Genomic DNA, 18,574 nt, shown 5'->3' with positions numbered 1-18,574 from the left:
TTCGGGTAATGGGCTTAGCACTGGAAGATGTGGTGATTGTTAGGGCGCCTTCGCGGGCAAGCCCGCTCCCACAGGGAATTAATCAGTGACGCTCCAGCGCGTTCACCAGGTCATGAAACGCCTCACGGTTGGAGTCGTTCAGGCCCATGAGGATTTTGTGTGCTTCGAGGACTTTGATCCGCACCACTTCTTCGGACTGGTCCTGGTCTGGCAGGTCGGTCAGGCATTCAGGGCATGGGATCGGGCGGTCAACGATGTTGAACACTTGCTCGAAGCCCATGGACTGCAGCAGCCGGGTGATGTCTTCGTGGGTGGTGACGACAGTCGGCAACAGGCCGACTTTTTGCCGCGACAGGATCGACAGCTTGGCCAGCAGGCCCAGAGTGGTGCTGTCGATGCTACGGGTTTCGGTCAGGTCGATCACGATGGCGTTGAAGTTCAACGCAGTGAAGATCCGCTCAATAGTCGCATCCAACGCCGAACACAGGGTCAGGCGAACTTCACCGACGAACTTCAGGACGAAGGTGCCGTCCTGCTCGGCGAACTGGATTCTACCGGTACTCATTAAAGATTCCTGCTCAACACCAACAGGGCGATATCATCCGGCATCTCCCCTAGCGTGGCCAATCCAAAAACCTGGCGCAGACCATCCAGGCTGCCGCCCGCCGCTTTGACCCGTTGAGGCAAAGCAGCTTCTTTATCTTTGAGTGTGGGTTCTGGCAAAAGGTCCAGAATGCCATCAGACATCAGCGTCAGGCTGAATACCGGTGGCAGCTCCAGTACGTGGTCTTCGTAGGTGGCTTCATTGAAGAGGCCCACCGGCAGACCACGCCCTTCCAGGTAACGAACACTGTCTGGCGTGTACAACACGGGCAACGGCAGATGACCGCCGATGCTATAGGTCAACAAACCTGTCTCCTCGTCGATGACTCCACCGACCATTGTGACGTGTTTACCCAGCTTACAACTGATCAGGCCCCGGTTGATATGACCAAGGACTTCTGAAGGCTTGARTTCCGGCAATGTGCCGTTGCGCTTGGATTCGAACAGCAAGCGCGTGGTCATGAACTTCAGCAGCACGGTAACGAAGGCTGAAGAGGCGCCATGACCGGAAACGTCCGCCAGGTAGAACGCTACCCGACGCTCGTCGACCCGAAAGTAGTCGACGAAATCGCCCGACAGGTACAGCGACGGGATGATCTGGTGCGCAAACTGGAACTCGTTGATGGTCCAGGGGCTCACCGGCAGCATGTTCATCTGCACCTGGCGACCGGCGTTCTGGTCTTCCTGGAGCAAGTTCAGGCTGGCTTCGAGCTCGCGGTTGGCCTTTTCCAGCTTCTCGCGGTAGCGCTGGTTTTCCAGCAGCAGACGCGCACGATCCAGGGCACGGCGCACGGAGTGCTCGAGCACGGCGAGATCTTCGAGAGGCTTGATCAGGTAGTCCGCTGCGCCCAGGCGCAGGGCCTCGACGGCGTCGTTCATCACGCCGGCGCCCGAAACCACGATTACCGGGGTTTGCGGCGACAGTTCGGTGACCTGGCGAATGAGTTCGAGTCCGCCCATCTGCGGCATGCGCAGATCGCAGATGACCAAGTCGGGCTTGTCTTGCTCGAATACCTGAAGACCCTGCTGGCCATTGCTGGCCTGCAGGACACTGAAACCACTGTCTTCCAAGTAGGCCGCGAGGCTCGCACGCACTACTTCGTCATCATCGATTATCAGCAGCGTGGCACTGGTTTTTGGCATGTGGGCAAACGGCGCCAGAATTAGGTTGGCGTAGCAGGCTGGGCATTTGGCCCTGCACACACTACTGGATTCGCTTTCTAGCCTCTCTGCTGCACCGTTTTCGAGCGTTTGCCCTACTCACTGTTCCACCAGAGGTGCCCTTCTAAGGCGCAGACGGTACTCCCATCCGCGAGGCGTTTCAAGCTCACGCCGATGGTCGCTTGACGTCTTTACTTGTCAAATCACCGAGAGTTATAAGAACAGGCAAAACCGTAACCCAAAGGAAGGATCGAGCCCATGAGCCAAACCGATCGGGACTACAGCGAAAAGCGCGATTTCATCCGCATGCGGGTTGATGCCGATGTGTCGCTGATTCATGAAGGCGATGAGGTGCAAGCCGTCTGCATCGACCTTTCCAGCAGTGGCATGCAGCTGGAGGCGCCCCGCTCATTCAAGGTCGGTGACCGGCTCAGCGTGCGGATCGATTCCGATCACGCAGCCCTCAAAGGCCTTGAAGCCGACACCGAGGTGGTGTGGGTGAAAGCACAGGACGGTGGCGGCCAGAAACTCGGGCTTACAATCCTGAAGATGAAATAGCCCTGACTTAACCCCGCAAGCCAAACGAAAGAAGGCGGCCAATTGGCCGCCCTCTTCGTTTTACCGGTCGAGATTAAAAATCGTCTTCGACCTTACCATCCTTGACCTTGAATTCGCGGTTTTGCAGGTATGCATTGCGAATAAAGGTGTATTTGTCGCCAGTGATCAGTTTCTCGGCCGACAACAGGCTGGCGCGAGTGTCGACGATGTTCAGGCCGTAAATCGAGTTACGTACCGGTATATCGTTGATGTAGGGGTACGGACCGGTATAGCCATCGACATACTTGGAAGGCGTATCACGCAAGGTGCTTGGACCCAGCAGCGGCAGCATCACGTACGGGCCGCTGCCCACGCCCCAGTAACCGAGGGTCTGGCCGAAGTCTTCGTCGTTGCGGTGCAGGCCCATCTTGGTGCCCACGTCGAAGAAGCCCAGCAGGCCGAAGGTGGTGTTGAAGATCAAACGCGCGGTGTCGACGCCAGCCGCAGCGGGCTTGGCCTGCAACACGTCGTTGGCGAGGTTGGTCACATCGCCGACGTTGCGGAACATGTTGTGGATGCCGTCTTCCAGGAACTGCGGTGTGACGAACTGGTAGCCCTGAGCCAACGGCTTCAGTGCGTAGGTGTCGACAAAGTCGTTGAATTTGTAGATCGGGCGGTTGATGCTTTCCCAAGGGTCTTCTTCCGTGGCGGCCTGAGTCGCAAACGGAACCAGCAATACACTGGCACACATACAAAGCTGAGCGAGTCGATTGCTCCAGCGCATAAGAAACTCCTTGGATTGTACTGACGCGGGCGCTTGGCCCAGGCGCAAAGACCGCTAGTATATGACGGAAAACCCGGTTTAGGCAGCATCGTGCACGATGGTCTACGAACGACGCCTCCTGACGGCGAGCGATTCACATCCGTGTCACTCGATTGTCATCGTCCATGAATAGCCTTGTCGCTATTTCAGGGACGTTTCCATGCCGCACGCCGAAGTCTTGCCCCTTGCCGCACCGAATCTGACCGCCGTGCTGTTCGGTCTCAGTGGTTGCCTGGTAGATTTCGGCGCGCGCACGCGTCAGCACGGCACCGTTTCTGCCGAGCATGCCGAGGTCACGCCCGGCGCCCTGGAGAGCCTGTCCAGCTTGCAGCGACAACGGATTCCCTGCGCCTGGCTTGATGAACTATCCCCTGCCCTCAGCCATTCTCTGGCCGTCGCACTTCCGGCCTGGATCAAATCTTTGCAACACTCGGAAACAATCAATCCATGGCCGGCCCCGAATGCCTGCTGGCAAGCCTTGATGGCGCTGAATGTCGAGCGCCTGGACGGTTGCGTGCTGGTCAGCGGCGAGCCGCGACTGCTGCAATCGGGCCTGAACGCCGGGCTGTGGACCATCGGCCTGGCGTCGTGCGGCTCGCTATGCGGGCTCGCGCCGAACGAATGGCAAGCCTTGAGCCAGAAGGAACGGGAACACTTGCGCGGCAAGGCGACGGTGCAGTTGTTCGGCCTGGGCGTGCATTCGGTAATCGATCATCTGGGCGAGCTCGACACCTGCCTGGCCGATATCAGCCTGCGTCGGCTCAAAGGCGAAAAGCCCTGACTGAGATCATGCAGGTTGYGCGCGAGTGGATTAATCTAAAGGTCAGCCATAGACCTTTTGGCGCGCCGCTGCGGTCTATGCCAGTGCCTATTGATAAAAGGAAGAACGCCATGCCCGCCCGCGAACTGCAAGATCAGCTCAATAAACTGCGCGAGCAATTGGAACAGAATCCGCCACTGACCGAAGCCGAGCGCGAAGACCTGCACGCGCTGATGCAACAGATCCAACTGGAGCTTGAGCTGGAAACCAAAACCCAGGACACCAACCTCGCCGACAATGTGAATCTGGCCGTCGAGCGCTTCGAACTCGAACATCCCACATTGGCCGGCACCTTGCGCAACATTGTGCAAGCCTTGGGCAATATGGGGATCTGAACCTGCCAGATGCAAAAAAGCCCCGCTATCGATAGCGGGGCTTTTTCATATCCGGGATGTGCAAATGCAATCCCACACTGGCTCTTTATTGTCGGACCAAGCGATGGTTCGGCAGTTGCACCTCTTCGGTGCTGCGATACGGGTTGATGTCCAATCCACCACGACGCACATACCGCGCGTACACCGTCAATTTCTCCGGCTTCAGCAACCGCTGCAGGTCGAGGAAAATCCGCTCTACGCACTGTTCATGGAAGTCCGAGTGCTGGCGGAAGCTCACGATGTATTCCAGCAAACTCGCGTGATCCAGCGCCGCGCCACGATACTCCACCACCACGCTGCCCCAGTCCGGCTGACTGGTGACCGGGCAGTTGGATTTGAGCAAGTGGCTGTGCACGCACTCTTCAACGATGCGCAACTCATCGCAACGCAGCAATTCCGGACGCGGATGCTCATAGTTGCTGACACTGATGTCCAGGTCATCGATGCACACACCCGGCAACGCCACGACGCCTTCCGCCTCTACCTCTTTCAGGCTGCGAACCCGCACGCCCACCGATTTGCCGGCAGCGGCCGAGAGATCTTTCACCAGCGTCGCTTCAAGGCTGGCGGTGTCGGCAAATGGCGTCTGGTTCAGCGAGTTGAGGTACAGCTTGAACGACTTCGACTCGATGATGTTCGGCGAATCCGCCGGGATGCTGAATTCGCCGATCGCCACCACAGGCTTGCCGGACGGCAATAGCCACGACAGCTCGAAGCAGTTCCAGAAGTCCACGCCCTTGTACGGCAGGGTTTGCGCGGTCAGGCCCAACTCGGCCCATTTCGCGGCGCGCGGGATCGGGAACAGCAAGGACGGCGTGTAGGTGGCGATGTATTCGCTGGATTTGCCCAGCGGCGAATGTTCGGCTGCGGGATGCATGGCGGAAACCTGACTGAAGAATCAGCGGATTCTACCAGCCTTTGCTCCCGCCTTTGAGTGCTTACTGACTGACTGTCAGTTTGCCGACCATGCYGGCCTGGTAATGGCCGGGGATGTTGCAGGCAAATTCCAGGTTAGTGGCCTTGGTGAAGGTCCAGGTCAGCTCGGCGGTTTTACCCGGCTCCACCAACACACTGTTGGGGTCGTCATGCTTCATGCCGTGATCCATGGCGCCATGATCCATTCCGGCCATGGAACCGTGGTCCATGGCCTTCATACCTGTAGGCATCAGCATGCCGCTTTGCTGCATCTGGAGCATTTCCTGCTGATGCCTGGCATGCATCTGTGCATCGCCGAGGTTGAATTCGTGCAGCAACTGGCCTTTATTCACCAGTACAAGACGCACGGTTTCCCCGGCCTTGATATCGATGGTCTTGGGACTGAAGGTCATATCGCCCATTACCACTTCGACGCTGCGGGTGGCCTGGGCGGCCGAGGCCGGTTGACCGAAATCGTAGGTCTGCGCCGGTGAGGCTTCCAGCCCTAAACTCAGAGTCAGCAAACAAGCGGCCAGTGCCAGACGCTTTTGCAAAAACATAGTCGCACTCCAACAAGATGAGGTTCAGCTTGTGGGAAACTCTACCAGCCGGCTCTGCCAGCTACCTGACAGGCAGATTACAACTTTGTCAGGTTGGCCTGTTTCCTCGCCGCCCACGGTATAACGCACCTGTTCAAACTGCCCGAGTCGCCCATGAAACTGCTGATCGTCGAAGACCAACCGAAAACCGGCCAATACCTGCGCCAGGGCCTGACCGAGGCTGGCTTCAACACCGAACTGGTGGCCGATGGCACCACCGGCCAGCAACTGGCCTTGAGTGGCGATTACGCCTTGTTGATTCTCGATGTGATGCTCCCCGGTCGCGATGGCTGGCAGATTCTGCAAGCGGTGCGCGGTGCAGGCCTGGACACGCCGGTACTGTTTCTGACCGCACGAGATGCGGTGGAGGACCGAGTCCATGGCCTGGAACTGGGCGCCGACGATTACCTGGTCAAACCTTTCGCCTTCTCTGAACTGCTGGCCCGGGTTCGCAGCCTGTTGCGTCGAGGCAGCGCCACGCCCCAGGAAACCAGCCTGCAACTGGCCGATTTGCGCCTGGACCTGATCCGTCGCCGGGTCGAGCGTAACGGTCAGCGCATCGACCTGACCGCCAAGGAATTCGCCCTGCTGGAAATGCTCCTGCGGCGCCAGGGCGAAGTTCTGCCCAAGTCGCTGATCGCGTCCCAGGTGTGGGACATGAATTTCGACAGCGACACCAACGTCATCGAAGTGGCGATCCGCCGGTTGCGCCTGAAGATCGACGACGATTTCCCGAACAAGTTGATTCACACCGTGCGCGGCATGGGTTACGTCCTTGAAGAGCGCCCCGCCTGATGCGCCGGCTTTCATTAAGCAACCGCCTGGCACTGCTGTTTGCCGCCTGCACTGCGGTGGTGTCGTTGTTCGCCGGAGTGTTGTTCAGCCGCGCCAGCGAGGCGCACTTTGTCGAGCTGGACCAGCAGTTGCTGGATGACAAACTGATTGGTTTACGCCGGGCGCTGGATGACATTCAGGCCGGCGACGCCGAAGCCAGGCTGGCCGATGAATTGAGCCGACAGGCCGATCTTTCGCTGCGCATCATTAGCAGTGACGGCCAACGCATGTACGACAGTTCGCCCAGCGTGCCCAAAGATTTACCGCGCAAGCGTGGCCTGTCGACAGTGAGCGACGACGGCACCGATTACCGCGTCCTGAATGCGCCGCTGTTCCTCGACAAACCCGACTCACCGCAACTGACCTTGTTGCTGGACATCACCCATCACCAACACTTTCTGCAGCGCATGCAGCACCTGATCTGGCTGACGGTCGGCCTCTCGGCCCTGGCTACCGCCCTGCTCGGTGCCTGGGCGGCGCGCAGTGGTTTGCGTCCGTTGCTGCGTATGAGTGCGGTCGCCAGCGGCGTGTCGGCGCAATCACTCAACGCCCGTCTGCCGGAAGCAGACATGCCACCGGAGCTTGCGGAAATGGCCCACAGCTTCAACGCCATGCTCGGACGCCTCGATGACTCTTTTCAGCGGCTCTCGGCCTTCTCCGCCGACATCGCCCATGAACTGCGCACACCGCTGTCGAACCTGCTGACCCACACCCAAGTCACCCTCACCCGCCCTCGCCCCCTTGAGGATTACCGCGAGGCGCTGCACAGCAACCTCGAAGAACTGCAATGGATGGCGCAACTGGTCAACGACATGTTGTACCTGGCCAAGGCTGACCATGGTTTGCTGATGCCCAAGCGTGAACCTCTGGACCTGGCGGAAGAAGCAGATGTGCTGCTGGAGTTTTTCGCGCCGCTGGCCGAGGACGCCCGGGTGAAGTTGAGTCGTGACGGCCACGCGAGCATGCAGGGCGATCGCAGCATGTTGCGCCGGGCACTGTCCAATTTGCTGGACAATGCGTTGCGGTTTACCCCGGCCGGTGGTGAGGTGCGGGTAAAGATCGTCGAGCAACCGGCAGGCTTGAGCCTGACCGTTGAAAACAGTGGTGAAGGGATTTCCGAGGACCTGGTGCCGCGTTTGTTTGACCGCTTCTACCGGGCAGACCCCGCGCGCCGTGAAGGCATCAGTGAGCATGCGGGATTGGGATTGGCGATCACCCAGTCGATCATCCGCGCCCATGGCGGGCAGATTCGTTGCGAATCGGCTCAGGGGTGGACGCGGTTCATAATTGAGTTGCCAAGAAAGGACTGAGGCCAGCAGGACTGGCCCCCTCGCGGTCTAACGGACTACGAATACCGCAACGCGGTAGCCGGCTCGACTTTCGCTGCCCGCCACGCCGGATAAACCGTCGCAAGAAAGCTCATGATGAAACCGGCGGAGCAGATCAACAGCACATCCGCGCCCTGCAATTCGGACGGCAAGTTGCTGACGAAGTACACATCGGAACTGAAGATGTGCTGCCCGCTGACCCGCTCCATCCAGCCCACCAGTTCACTGACGTTCAACGCCGCGATCACGCCCAGCACACCACCGATCAAGGTGCCGACAATCCCGATCACCGTGCCCTGCACCATGAAGATCGCCATGATCTGCCGAGGTGTGGCGCCGATGGTGCGCAGGATGGCGATGTCCGCGCCCTTGTCGTTGACCACCATGATCAGCGTGGCGATGATGTTGAACGCCGCCACGGCGACGATCATCAGCAACAACAGGCCGATCATGGTTTTTTCCATCTTCATCGCGCTGAACAGACTGCCCTGGGTGTGAGTCCAGTCGTCAGCCTTGTAGGCGGCGCCCAGGCCGGTCGCGATGTCGCTCGATACTTGCGGCGCGGCGTACAGATCCTTCACCGCCAGGCGCACGCTCTGTACCTGATTCGGTTGCCAGTGCTGCATCTGCGCGGCATCGGCCATGTGGATCAGCGCCATCGAACCGTCCAGTTCGGCACCGACCTTGAACACGCCCACCACGTTCAGCCGCTGCATGCGCGGGGTGATGCCACCCGGTGCATTGCTGACTTCCGGCACGATCAGGGTGATCTTGTCGCCGACGTTCAAGCGAAAGCGCCGCGCGGTGATCTCGCCGATCACCACGCCGAATTCGCCCGGCTTCAAGGCGTCGAGACGCCCCTGAACAATGTGCTTGGCAACGATCGAGACCTTGCTTTCCAGCGCCGGATCGACCCCGCTGACCTGGATCGGCTGCATGGTGCCCTTGTAGGACAGCATGCCTTCCATCTCGGTGAATGGCACGGCGGCGGTGACTTCAGGATTCTTCATCGCCGCGGCGGCCACCGGCTGCCAATCGTCGATAGGGTTCACGCCGACGATGGTCGCGTGGGGCACCATGCCGAGGATGCGCGAGCTCATTTCGCGCTGGAAGCCGTTCATCACCGACAGCACCACGATCATCGCCAGCACGCCCAGGGCGAGGCCGATCATCGAGGTCATCGAGATGAAGGAAACAAAGCGATTGCGGCGCTTGGCGCGGGTATAGCGCGTGCCGATAAAGATCGATAACGGTCTGAACATTCGCTGGGGCACCGTATAAAAATAAAAGACCCGACGCACTGTTCAGTGTGCCGGGTTTCAGCCAATCAGATGGGGGTCAGGCAACCTTCCTGCAAATGCAGGACGCGATCCATCTGGCGAGCCAGGTTCATGTCGTGAGTCACCACCAGGAACGCCGTGCGCATCGAGGTGCTGAGTTCCAGCATCAAATCCTGAATACCCTGGGCGGTGTGGGAGTCGAGGTTGCCGGTCGGCTCGTCGAGCATCACCAGGCCTGGCTTGTTCACCAGGGCGCGGGCAATGGCCACACGCTGGCGTTCGCCACCGGACAATTCCGCCGGCTTGTGCTCCAGGCGATGGCCCAGCCCTACCCGCTCCAGCAACGCCGTCGCACGCTGACGCGCTTCCGGGATCGCGGTCTTGCCGATCAGCAGCGGCATGCAGACGTTTTCCAGCGCGGTGAACTCAGGCAGCAAGTGGTGGAACTGGTAAACGAAACCCAGCGACCGGTTGCGCAACAGGCCACGGGCCTTTTCGTTCAGGGCCGAGAGCTCTTCACCGGCCAGCCAGACGCTGCCCTTGGTCGGCGTATCGAGGCCGCCCAGCAGGTTGAGCAAGGTACTTTTGCCCGAACCCGACGTACCGACGATCGCCACGCGCTCACCCGGATGCAGTTCCAGTTGCAGACCGGCCAGAACCTCTACCGATTCCGGGCCTTCCACGTAGGATTTGCCCAGATTGCGGCAGCTCAAGATTGCTTTATCACTCATGCCCGACTCACTCATAACGTAGCGCCTCCGCAGGCTGGGTGCGCGCGGCACGCCAGGCTGGATACAGGGTGGCGAGGAAACTCAGGACCAACGCGGCGGCGCAGACCATCAACACGTCCTGGCTCTGCACTTGCGACGGCAGGTAATCGATGAAATACACGTCGGCGTTCAAGAACTTGTGGCCGATCAGCCCTTCAAGGGCCGAGATCGCGGCGCTGACGTTCAGCGCGGCGAAGATCCCGACCACGGCGCCGATCAGCGTACCGACCACACCAATGACCGTGCCCTGGACCATGAACGTCGCCATGATCGAACCCGGCGTGGCGCCCAGGGTACGCAGGATCGCGATGTCGCCCTTCTTGTCGTTCACCACCATCACCAGCGTGGAAATGATGTTGAACGCAGCAACGGCGACGATCAGCAGCAACAGCAGGCCGATCATGGCTTTTTCCATGCGGATCGCCTGATACAGATTGCCGTGGGTACGAGTCCAGTCGCGGGCGTAGTAACGGTCTTCGCCGAGCTGCTGGGCGATGGTCCACGCGGTGCGCGGTGCCTGGAACAGGTCGTCGAACTTCAGTCGCAGGCCCTGGACCTGATCCGGTTGCCAGCGGTGCAACCTGGCCAGATCCTGCAGATTGGTCAGGCCCAGATAGCCGTCCAGCTCACCGGCGCCGACATGGAAGATGCCGACCACAGTAAAGCGTTTCATGCGCGGGAACATCCCGGCCGGGGTCACGGTGACTTCCGGCGCGACAAACGTCAGCTTGTCGCCAACCGCCGCGCCGAGCTTGGCTGCCGCCTTGTCGCCGATGACGATGCCGAAACTGCCCGGCGCCAGGTCGTCGAGTTTGCCCTGCTGCATGAAGTTATCAATGATCGACACCTGCCGTTCCTGCACAGGGTCGATGGCATTGAGCAGCACTTTGGAAACCTTGCCGTTGTTGGTCAGCAGGCCCTGCATCTGGACGAAGGGCGCAACCGCCGCCACCTGCGGGTTCTGCTTGACCTTGGCGGCCAGGCTTTGCCAGTCGCTGATCGGCTCGCCGGACTCGATGGTCGCGTGGGGCACCATGCCCAGCACGCGGGTGCGCATCTCATGATCGAAGCCGTTCATGACCGACAGCACCACGATCATCACGACCACGCCGAGGGCGAGTCCGATCATCGAGGTCAGGGAAATGAATGACACAAAATGATTGCGACGTTTTGCACGGGTATAACGCGTGCCGATAAATACGAAGAGAGGTCTGAACATGTCGGGGCTTGTTCGGAGGGAAAAGGAACGTCCTTGTGGCGGGGGTCGATAACCAGCTTTACACTCAGACCACCGCCGCTACCATGGGTTCGCCATGTCGACATTAGATGAAGAAGATCGCCGCGAATACTACCGTATCGAGGACACGATCGCACTGGAAATTCGGCCCCTGTCTGCTCCCGAAGCAGCAGGCCAGGAAGTGTTGCAGGATGCTTCCCCGCTATTCAACCTGCTCAGCGAACTGCACCTGAGCGAATTCGAGTCGCAACACCTGTTGCGCCAGATCAACGAACGCGACCGAGCCATCGCCGCGTTCCTCAAATCACAGAACAAACGCATCGATCTGCTGAGCCAGGTGGTCGCCCTGACCGTGCTCGGACAGATCGGCGAACCGCAGCCGGTGATCATCTCCGAAGGCGGCATCGACTTTCAGCATCCGACGCCCATTGCCGTCGGCGCGCACCTGTCGGTCAAGCTGGTGCTGATGCCACAAGCCCTCGGCCTGTTACTGCGGGCCCGCGTCACCCATTGCGACCGCAAGGGTGGCGGCTACGACGTCGGCACCGAATTCGAATACCTGTCCGATGCCCAGCGACAACTGCTGGCCCGCTACATCTTGCAGCGACAGGCACAAGAACGACGCCTGGCGCGCGAACAAAACGAAAACGGCCATTAATTAAGGAAGAACCGTGACTCTCATCTACGGCCATCGCGGCGCCAAGGGCGAAGCACCGGAAAACACCCTGACCAGCTTTCAGCAATGCCTCAAGCACGGCGTGCGCCGCTGCGAACTGGACCTGCACCTGTCCAAGGACGGCGAGTTGATGGTGATCCACGACCCGACCCTCAAACGCACCACAGACCGCCGCGGCAAAGTGGCCGAACACACGGCTGCGGAACTGGTGACCTACGACGCGCGCAAGGGCGGCCCGGGCTGGATCAAACCCTGCCCGATCCCGACGCTGGAAGAGTTGTTCGAAAAATGCGATTTCGAGCACTGGCAGCTGGAAGTCAAAAGCGCTTCACGCACCCGTGCCGCAACCACCGTGCTGGCGATTCGCGAAATGGCCCAGCGTTTCGGCATACGGGACAAGGTCACGATTACCTCGAGTTCACGCGAAGTGTTGAAAGCCGCGCTGGACCTGGTGCCGGACGTGTCTCGCGGACTGGTGGCCGAGTACGCCTGGCTCGACCCGTTGAAGGTCGCGCAAAACTATGGCTGTGAGATGCTGGCGCTGAACTGGACCCTGTGTACGCCGGAACGCCTGCAGAAGGCGCAGCGTCAGGGGCTGCATGTGTCGGTGTGGACAGTCAACGAGCCCGCGCTGATGCGCAGGCTCGCCGACTTCGGCGTTGACAGCCTGATTACAGACTTTCCCGGTTTGGCCAGCGCCACGCTCGAGAATTGCTGAAATCGGTCTCCCCGGCCGGCTCAGGCCACCGGCCGGAGCCACTCAAAAAAGCCGGTTGAGGCCATCGTACGCCGCTACCCGATAGGCTTCGGCCATGGTCGGGTAGTTGAACGTCGTGTTGACGAAGTACTTCAGGGTGTTCTGCTCGCCCGGCTGGTTCATGATCGCCTGACCGATGTGCACGATCTCCGATGCCTGATAACCGAAGCAGTGAACGCCCAGCACTTCCAGCGTCTCGCGGTGGAACAGGATTTTCAGCATGCCTTGCGGTTCGCCGGCGATCTGCGCACGCGCCATGCTCTTGAAGAATGCCTTGCCCACTTCATACGGCACCTTGGCCTGAGTCAGCTCCTGCTCGTTCTTGCCGATCGAGCTGATCTCCGGAATCGTGTAGATGCCGGTCGGCACGTCATTGACGAAACGCCAGCTGCCGTTGTCGACGATGCTGCCAGCGGCCGAACGCCCCTGGTCATGGGCGGCACTGGCCAGGCTCGGCCAGCCGATCACGTCACCGGCGCCATAAATGTTCGGCACGCAGGTGCGGTAGTTCTCGTCGACTTCGATCTGGCCACGGCTGTTGACCTTCACGCCGATGTTTTCCAGACCCAGCTGATCGGTGTTGCCGGTACGGCCGTTGCACCAGAGCAAGGCGTCGGCCTTGATCTTCTTGCCGGACTTGAGGTGCAGGATCACGCCGTTGTCCACGCCTTCGACGCGGTCGTAGTCTTCGTTGTGGCGAACCGTGATGTTGTTGTTGCTGAAGTGGTAACTCAGGGCCTGGGAAATTTCCGAGTCGAGGAAGCTCAGCAACTGACCACGGTTGTCCACCAGCTCAACCAATACACCCAGACCACTGAAGATCGAGGCGTATTCGCAGCCGATCACGCCGGCGCCGTAAACGATGAGTTTACGCGGGGTGTGGCCGAGGCTGAGGATGGTGTCGCTATCGTAGATACGCGGGTGATGGAAATCGATGTCCGCCGGGCGATAAGGACGCGAACCGGTGGCGATGATGATGTGCTTGGCCACCAGTTTTTCGACCACGCCGTTGGCGCAGACGACTTCGATGGTTTGCTCGTCGGCGAAGCTGCCGGTGCCGAAGAACACGTCGACGCGGTTACGGGCGTAGTAGCCGGTGCGCGAGGCGACTTGTTTGGAGATGACTTTTTCAGCGCTTTTCAACACGTCCGGGAACGAGAACCAACGCGGCTCACCAATGGCCCGGAACATCGGGTTGGTGTTGAACTGCATGATCTGCCGGACCGAGTGACGCAAGGCCTTGGACGGGATGGTGCCCAGGTGGGTGCAGTTGCCGCCGACCTGGCGACGGCTATCGACCATCGCCACCTTGCGCCCTGCCTTGGCGGCGTTCATTGCCGCGCCTTCTCCCGCCGGGCCGGAACCCAACACCACCACATCGTAGTTGTAGACAGCCATGCGTACTCCTCAGAACAGGCCGCGGCACCTTAGGCGCCCGCGGCTAAATCACGCCGATCGGCGGCGTGAAGGAACAATTTGGGGCCAGTGCAGAACCCGGACACAGTCTATAGAAGCGTCAACGCCGCGCACATTAACCCTTGGTCGCGTCGTAGGCTAGTTTTGCCTGCGCTACAAAGCCACCGAAAAATGCTTTTGCAGCCGCAATCACTCGGTTTTCTCACCGGCCAGGCGCTCAAAAGCCTGATTGGTGCGTGTGACAAAACCTGTATCGGCACGAATCACAAAGAATGCAGCAATGTCATGCGTTTGGGCATAGTCCCAACCCCGTTCAGGGCCAAGAATCAGCAACAGCGTCGATAAGCCATCGGCCATCAACGCTGAAGGATGAATCACCGTGACTGACGCCAGGGTGTGTAGGACCGGTGTTCCGGTGCGGGCATCGAAGGTGTGGGAATAGCGCCGGCCACCCTGCTCGAAATAGTTACGGTAATCACCGGAGGTGGACACGCCGTAGCCGTCGACGGCGATGACACGCTCGGCCACTCGCTGATCATCACGGGGTTCTTCCAGGGCGATGCGCCACGGTGAGCCGTCGAGTTTTTTACCGACGGCCTTGAGTTCGCCGGTGGCTTCAGCGAGGTAGTCGTGGATGCCCAGCGCTTCGAGTTCGGCGGCAATCGTGTCGACCGCGTAACCGGCAGCGATGCTGTTGAAGTCGACCTCGACCGCGGCATCCTTGCACAACTGGTCACCTTCGATGCGCAGGTGATTATGACCGACACGCTGCTGCACCTCGGCCAGTGCTTCGGCGCTCGGGACTTTTTCCTCACGCGCCTGCGGGCCAAATCCCCAGAGGTTGAGCAGCGGTTCCACCGTCAGGTCGTAGGAGCCGTCACTTTGCAAAGACAAGCGCTCGCCGACGCGGACCAATTCGAGGATCGGCGCAGGCATTGTCTGGCAGTGGTTGGCGGGCAGGTTATTGAAGCGTTCGATGTCGGAGTCACTGCGATAGGTCGACATTTGCCGATCGACATCAGAGAGTATTTTTTCGACCTGGACGCGGACTTCCGCCGGTGCGGGAAGACCGGCATGGCGCACGTATTGGATCGAATAGCTGCTGCCCATGGTCGGGCCGTCGAAGCGTTCCAGGCTGTCGCCGTTGCCACAACCGGACAAAATCCCGACCATTACCACAAGCCCTCCCCACCGTCCAGTTAACAAATCTTCATCTCCCCTCAAAACCGCGCCCGCCATTATGGGCTTCAGAGCGCATGGGAGCGAGCCTGCTCGCGATAGCGGTGACCGGTTTTACGATTGCTGCGCAATCGAACGGGAGCAAGCTCCCTCGCCACATAGGTGCAGCGCTTTCAAACAAGATCGACCAGAGTGAGTACCTACACATGTCTTCCAATACGAGCAAAGGCAAAGCGATTTTTCGCGTTGTCAGCGGTAACTTTCTCGAAATGTTCGACTTCATGGTCTACGGCTTTTACGCCACGGCCATTGCCAAAACCTTCTTTCCCGCCGATAGCGCGTTTGCTTCCCTGATGCTGTCTCTGGCCACTTTCGGGGCCGGTTTCCTGATGCGTCCGCTGGGGGCGATTTTCCTCGGTGCCTACATCGACCGCCACGGCCGCCGCAAAGGCCTGATCATCACACTGGCGTTGATGGCCGCCGGCACGGTGCTGATTGCCGGTGTGCCGGGTTATGCCACGCTGGGCGTCGCGGCGCCGCTGATCGTATTGTTCGGTCGTCTGTTGCAGGGCTTTTCAGCAGGCGTGGAACTGGGTGGTGTGTCGGTGTACCTCGCCGAAATTTCCACACCGGGTCGCAAAGGCTTCTTCGTCAGTTGGCAGTCCGCCAGCCAGCAAGCCGCGGTGGTATTCGCCGGCCTGCTCGGCGTGGGTTTGAACCACTGGCTGAGCCCCGACCAAATGGGTGAGTGGGGCTGGCGCGTGCCGTTCCTGATCGGCTGCATGATCGTGCCGGCGATCTTCGTGATCCGCCGTTCGCTGGAAGAAACCCCGGAATTCCAGGCACGCAAACACCGCCCTACCCTGCGGGACATCGTCCGCTCGATCGGTCAGAACTTCGGCATCGTCCTCGCCGGCATGGCGCTGGTGGTGATGACCACGGTGTCGTTCTACCTGATCACCGCCTACACCCCGACCTTCGGCAAAGCCGAGCTGCATCTGTCGGATCTGGATGCGTTGCTGGTGACGGTGTGCATCGGCCTGTCGAACTTCTTCTGGCTGCCGGTGATGGGCGCGCTTTCCGACAAGATCGGCCGCAAACCTCTGCTGCTGGGCGCGACGATTCTGGCGATTCTCACGGCTTATCCGGCGCTGTCGTGGCTGGTGGCGAACCCCAGCTTCAGCCATTTGCTGATTGTCGAATTGTGGTTGTCGTTCCTGTATGGCTCGTACAACGGCGCCATGGTGGTGGCCCTGACCGAGATCATGCCGGTGGAAGTGCGCACGACCGGTTTCTCCTTGGCCTACAGCCTGGCGACCGCAACATTCGGTGGTTTCACCCCGGCGGCCTGTACGTACCTGATCCACGTGCTGGACAACAAGGCAGCGCCGGGGATCTGGCTCAGTGGCGCGGCGGTGCTGGGGTTGATCGCGACACTGGTGTTGTTCCGTGGCAATCGGCATGCGTTGCGCACGGCGCAAGCGGCTGTCATCAGAGGCGCTCACTAAAAGGAACGCAGTCAGGTGCAGAACCTGGAGCGGGCTTGTTCGCGAAGAGGGAGTGTCAGTAAACACTGATGTTGCCTGACACACCGCCTTCGCGAGCAAGCCCGCTCCCACATTTAATCGGCGTGCCCCATAGGTTTTAGTTCGCTTCGGTCCACATGCAGCCAAGGCGGYCCCTCTGCAAATCTGGCCTCCAGCCATGTCTTGAACGCCATGAGCGTCGACTGCGCGATGTTCAGGCAGTATCGGTATTCGATTTTAGATGAACAATATAGGCTCACTGCAGTTCATTGCTGCACACAGTGCAGCAGTCTGAAGCCCGTGGAAACAGGGCCACGGCAAGGGCCAGGATGATCAGTGCCACGGCGACGGCAAACGTTATCCGCATGCCGCTGGCGACGGCCGCGGGAGACGCGCTGGTGATGTCTGTCGTCGCCGAAGCAAGCGCAAACACCGCGCCCATCACCGAAGCTCCAGTGATCAGGCCGAGATTGCGTGACAGGCTGAGCATGCCGGAAATCACGCCGCGCTGGTCCGGGCGGATGTCAGTCATGATCGCGGTGTTGTTGGCCGCCTGAAACAACGCGTAGCCGGCCGTGATCACCGCGATGGGCGCGAGGTAACCGAGGAGGCCGAACCCCGCTGGCATCATTGATAAAGCACTCGCGCCGAGCGCCATTGCCGCGAGCCCGAGACGGGTCATGCGCCGAGTGCCAAAACGGTCCACCAGGCGACCGGCCGGCACGCCGGTCAATGCAGCCACCAACGGGCCGACCGACAAGGCGAAACCGACAAGTGCCGTGCCGAGGCCAAGCGCACCCGAGAGATAAAACGGCCCGACCACCAGCGTCGCCATCATCACCGTCGAAACGAGCGCGCTCATGGCCAGGCTGGCGCTCAATCCCTGTTGGCGGAACAGCGCTAATGTGATCAATGGCGATGCGACCGTGGCCTCGACGAAGATGAAAAGCCCAACACCGAAAACAGCCGCCAGCAGCAGCGCGATATTGAGCGGTCCAAATTCACCGTGCCCAATCGTCATGGCCAGCGCGTACGCCGCGAGCGTCAGCGCCAGCAGCAACGTGCCGGCCTTGTCGAACCCCACCCGCCCTGCTTTCGCCCGCTGAACATCCGCCGGCAAATAGCGATATGCGAGCCAGATGTTCAGCACACCCAACGGTATGTTGATCAGAAAAATCGCCTGCCAGCCAACGCTGGCAATCAACATCCCACCGAGCGACGGCCCCAGCGTGGTGCCGATCGCCGACATCGTTCCGAGCAACCCCATGGCGCTGCCGGTCTGCGCTTTCGGCACCGTCTCACCGACAAACGCCACGGTCAGCGCCAGCATGATCGCCGCCCCAAGCCCCTGCACCGCCCGGGCGCCGACCAGCCACCCAAGCGACGGCGCGACACCGCAGACCAGCGATGACAGGGTAAAAATGGCGATGCCCACCAGTAGCAAACGCCGACGGCCGAGCATGTCGCCGAGCCGTCCGACGCTGACGATCAGCGTGGTGATCGCCAGCAGATACGCCAGAACAATCCACTGCACGTGTTGGAAGGAAGCATCGAACGCCTCGGCCAACGTCGGCAATCCCGCATTGGCGATGCTGGTGTCGAGTGAAGGCATCAACATCGACAGCGAAAGACTCGCAAGCGCCCAGCGCACCGAACCTGATTGAGTGATGGATTTCATTGTCTGGCCACGTCTGAAAGGTAGAGCAGCAGCGTATGCCCGTGCGTGACAAGGCGGAAGG

19 protein-coding genes are annotated in these 18,574 nt (G+C 60.2%); 8 read left to right on the top strand and 11 right to left on the bottom strand.

The features are described 5' to 3' along the window. Positions 1-82: 82 nt before the first annotated feature. A complete protein-coding gene (gene rssC / locus AC1DIS_RS21590) occupies positions 83-565 on the bottom strand; it encodes an anti-sigma factor antagonist RssC (protein ID WP_007935262.1) in 483 nt (160 codons plus the stop codon). Further along, on the bottom strand, positions 565-1,746 hold the full coding sequence (rssB, locus tag AC1DIS_RS21585; protein ID WP_477781072.1) for a two-component system response regulator RssB: 1,182 nt from the start codon (positions 1,744-1,746) through the stop codon (positions 565-567). Before rssB ends, rssC begins: the two co-directional genes overlap by 1 nt. Positions 1,747-2,022: 276 nt before the next feature. Between rssB and AC1DIS_RS21580 the strand changes: the two genes are divergently transcribed. Continuing rightward, positions 2,023-2,322: a PilZ domain-containing protein gene (locus AC1DIS_RS21580; RefSeq protein ID WP_007935265.1), complete on the top strand. Its 300-nt coding sequence runs from the start codon at positions 2,023-2,025 to the stop codon at positions 2,320-2,322. Between the two features lie 73 nt (positions 2,323-2,395). On the opposite strand, the gene AC1DIS_RS21575 is transcribed toward AC1DIS_RS21580, so the two are convergent. After that, positions 2,396-3,085 carry an MlaA family lipoprotein gene (locus AC1DIS_RS21575; protein ID WP_018928141.1) on the bottom strand — a complete coding sequence of 230 codons (690 nt, stop codon included), beginning with the start codon at positions 3,083-3,085 and terminating at the stop codon, positions 2,396-2,398. A gap of 199 nt (positions 3,086-3,284) precedes the next feature. Here AC1DIS_RS21575 and AC1DIS_RS21570 point away from each other — a divergent pair, with 199 nt between their 5' ends. Together AC1DIS_RS21570 and AC1DIS_RS21565 are read left to right on the top strand one after the other, a co-directional pair. Then, the gene (locus tag AC1DIS_RS21570; protein WP_477744418.1) at positions 3,285-3,905 is read left to right on the top strand and encodes an HAD family phosphatase; all 621 of its coding nucleotides are present in this window, start codon (positions 3,285-3,287) and stop codon (positions 3,903-3,905) included. Between the two features lie 110 nt (positions 3,906-4,015). Continuing rightward, positions 4,016-4,279, top strand: a complete 264-nt coding sequence (locus tag AC1DIS_RS21565; RefSeq protein WP_018928143.1) for a DUF4404 family protein — start codon at positions 4,016-4,018, stop codon at positions 4,277-4,279. 85 nt (positions 4,280-4,364) lie between these two features. Here the strand turns inward: AC1DIS_RS21565 and queF are convergent, their stop codons facing one another. Together queF and copI are read right to left on the bottom strand one after the other, a co-directional pair. Then, on the bottom strand, positions 4,365-5,195 hold the full coding sequence (queF, locus tag AC1DIS_RS21560; protein WP_477744417.1) for an NADPH-dependent 7-cyano-7-deazaguanine reductase QueF: 831 nt from the start codon (positions 5,193-5,195) through the stop codon (positions 4,365-4,367). Between the two features lie 61 nt (positions 5,196-5,256). Further along, positions 5,257-5,793, bottom strand: a complete 537-nt coding sequence (gene copI / locus AC1DIS_RS21555; protein WP_477781071.1) for a copper-resistant cuproprotein CopI — start codon at positions 5,791-5,793, stop codon at positions 5,257-5,259. Positions 5,794-5,946: 153 nt separating this feature from the next. Between copI and AC1DIS_RS21550 the strand changes: the two genes are divergently transcribed. Together AC1DIS_RS21550 and AC1DIS_RS21545 are read left to right on the top strand one after the other, a co-directional pair. Next, a complete protein-coding gene (locus AC1DIS_RS21550) occupies positions 5,947-6,627 on the top strand; it encodes a heavy metal response regulator transcription factor (RefSeq protein ID WP_019649412.1) in 681 nt (226 codons plus the stop codon). After that, positions 6,627-7,976: a heavy metal sensor histidine kinase gene (locus tag AC1DIS_RS21545; RefSeq protein WP_477744416.1), complete on the top strand. Its 1,350-nt coding sequence runs from the start codon at positions 6,627-6,629 to the stop codon at positions 7,974-7,976. The genes AC1DIS_RS21550 and AC1DIS_RS21545 overlap by 1 nt, the downstream gene beginning before the upstream one ends. A 35-nt stretch (positions 7,977-8,011) precedes the next feature. Here AC1DIS_RS21545 and AC1DIS_RS21540 read toward each other — a convergent pair whose 3' ends face one another. The 3 genes from AC1DIS_RS21540 to AC1DIS_RS21530 all read right to left on the bottom strand — a co-directional run bounded on the left by AC1DIS_RS21540 (position 8,012) and on the right by AC1DIS_RS21530 (position 11,263). Next, the gene (locus AC1DIS_RS21540) at positions 8,012-9,256 is read right to left on the bottom strand and encodes a lipoprotein-releasing ABC transporter permease subunit (RefSeq protein ID WP_018928148.1); all 1,245 of its coding nucleotides are present in this window, start codon (positions 9,254-9,256) and stop codon (positions 8,012-8,014) included. Between the two features lie 65 nt (positions 9,257-9,321). Further along, a complete protein-coding gene (gene lolD, locus AC1DIS_RS21535; RefSeq protein ID WP_018928149.1) occupies positions 9,322-10,005 on the bottom strand; it encodes a lipoprotein-releasing ABC transporter ATP-binding protein LolD in 684 nt (227 codons plus the stop codon). Positions 10,006-10,012: 7 nt separating this feature from the next. After that, positions 10,013-11,263: a lipoprotein-releasing ABC transporter permease subunit gene (locus AC1DIS_RS21530; RefSeq protein ID WP_007935280.1), complete on the bottom strand. Its 1,251-nt coding sequence runs from the start codon at positions 11,261-11,263 to the stop codon at positions 10,013-10,015. Between the two features lie 94 nt (positions 11,264-11,357). Here AC1DIS_RS21530 and AC1DIS_RS21525 point away from each other — a divergent pair, with 94 nt between their 5' ends. Together AC1DIS_RS21525 and AC1DIS_RS21520 are read left to right on the top strand one after the other, a co-directional pair. Further along, positions 11,358-11,939: a PilZ domain-containing protein gene (locus tag AC1DIS_RS21525; protein ID WP_028939700.1), complete on the top strand. Its 582-nt coding sequence runs from the start codon at positions 11,358-11,360 to the stop codon at positions 11,937-11,939. Positions 11,940-11,952: 13 nt separating this feature from the next. Beyond that, the gene (locus AC1DIS_RS21520) at positions 11,953-12,675 is read left to right on the top strand and encodes a glycerophosphodiester phosphodiesterase (protein ID WP_018928152.1); all 723 of its coding nucleotides are present in this window, start codon (positions 11,953-11,955) and stop codon (positions 12,673-12,675) included. Positions 12,676-12,717: 42 nt separating this feature from the next. On the opposite strand, the gene sthA is transcribed toward AC1DIS_RS21520, so the two are convergent. Together sthA and AC1DIS_RS21510 are read right to left on the bottom strand one after the other, a co-directional pair. Next, on the bottom strand, positions 12,718-14,112 hold the full coding sequence (gene sthA / locus AC1DIS_RS21515) for a Si-specific NAD(P)(+) transhydrogenase (RefSeq protein ID WP_007935284.1): 1,395 nt from the start codon (positions 14,110-14,112) through the stop codon (positions 12,718-12,720). A gap of 207 nt (positions 14,113-14,319) precedes the next feature. Continuing rightward, positions 14,320-15,303, bottom strand: a complete 984-nt coding sequence (locus tag AC1DIS_RS21510) for an FAD:protein FMN transferase (RefSeq protein ID WP_477744414.1) — start codon at positions 15,301-15,303, stop codon at positions 14,320-14,322. 212 nt (positions 15,304-15,515) lie between these two features. Between AC1DIS_RS21510 and tcuC the strand changes: the two genes are divergently transcribed. Further along, positions 15,516-16,817, top strand: coding sequence for a tricarballylate/proton symporter TcuC (gene tcuC, locus AC1DIS_RS21505; RefSeq protein WP_477744413.1), 1,302 nt, complete (start codon positions 15,516-15,518; stop codon positions 16,815-16,817). Positions 16,818-17,091: 274 nt separating this feature from the next. On the opposite strand, the gene AC1DIS_RS21500 is transcribed toward tcuC, so the two are convergent. After that, entirely contained in the window at positions 17,092-18,513 is a 1,422-nt protein-coding gene (locus tag AC1DIS_RS21500; RefSeq protein ID WP_477744451.1) for an MFS transporter, read from the bottom strand. Positions 18,514-18,574: the final 61 nt, after the last annotated feature.

This window comes from Pseudomonas sp. 05N433 (assembly GCF_056396925.1).
This window is presented reverse-complemented; position numbering and strand designations above follow the sequence as displayed.

Excerpts from the sequence above, each read along its gene's own strand:
- rssC (WP_007935262.1), bottom strand. The coding sequence starts at position 565 with ATGAGTACCGGTAGAATCCAGTTCGCCGAGCAGGACGGCACCTTCGTC.
- AC1DIS_RS21580 (WP_007935265.1), top strand. The coding sequence starts at position 2,023 with ATGAGCCAAACCGATCGGGACTACAGCGAAAAGCGCGATTTCATCCGC.
- AC1DIS_RS21575 (WP_018928141.1), bottom strand. The coding sequence starts at position 3,085 with ATGCGCTGGAGCAATCGACTCGCTCAGCTTTGTATGTGTGCCAGTGTA.
- AC1DIS_RS21570 (WP_477744418.1), top strand. The coding sequence starts at position 3,285 with ATGCCGCACGCCGAAGTCTTGCCCCTTGCCGCACCGAATCTGACCGCC.
- AC1DIS_RS21565 (WP_018928143.1), top strand. The coding sequence starts at position 4,016 with ATGCCCGCCCGCGAACTGCAAGATCAGCTCAATAAACTGCGCGAGCAA.
- queF (WP_477744417.1), bottom strand. The coding sequence starts at position 5,195 with ATGCATCCCGCAGCCGAACATTCGCCGCTGGGCAAATCCAGCGAATAC.
- AC1DIS_RS21550 (WP_019649412.1), top strand. The coding sequence starts at position 5,947 with ATGAAACTGCTGATCGTCGAAGACCAACCGAAAACCGGCCAATACCTG.
- AC1DIS_RS21545 (WP_477744416.1), top strand. The coding sequence starts at position 6,627 with ATGCGCCGGCTTTCATTAAGCAACCGCCTGGCACTGCTGTTTGCCGCC.
- AC1DIS_RS21540 (WP_018928148.1), bottom strand. The coding sequence starts at position 9,256 with ATGTTCAGACCGTTATCGATCTTTATCGGCACGCGCTATACCCGCGCC.
- lolD (WP_018928149.1), bottom strand. The coding sequence starts at position 10,005 with ATGAGTGATAAAGCAATCTTGAGCTGCCGCAATCTGGGCAAATCCTAC.
- AC1DIS_RS21530 (WP_007935280.1), bottom strand. The coding sequence starts at position 11,263 with ATGTTCAGACCTCTCTTCGTATTTATCGGCACGCGTTATACCCGTGCA.
- AC1DIS_RS21525 (WP_028939700.1), top strand. The coding sequence starts at position 11,358 with ATGTCGACATTAGATGAAGAAGATCGCCGCGAATACTACCGTATCGAG.
- sthA (WP_007935284.1), bottom strand. The coding sequence starts at position 14,112 with ATGGCTGTCTACAACTACGATGTGGTGGTGTTGGGTTCCGGCCCGGCG.
- AC1DIS_RS21510 (WP_477744414.1), bottom strand. The coding sequence starts at position 15,303 with ATGGTCGGGATTTTGTCCGGTTGTGGCAACGGCGACAGCCTGGAACGC.
- tcuC (WP_477744413.1), top strand. The coding sequence starts at position 15,516 with ATGTCTTCCAATACGAGCAAAGGCAAAGCGATTTTTCGCGTTGTCAGC.
- AC1DIS_RS21500 (WP_477744451.1), bottom strand. The coding sequence starts at position 18,513 with ATGAAATCCATCACTCAATCAGGTTCGGTGCGCTGGGCGCTTGCGAGT.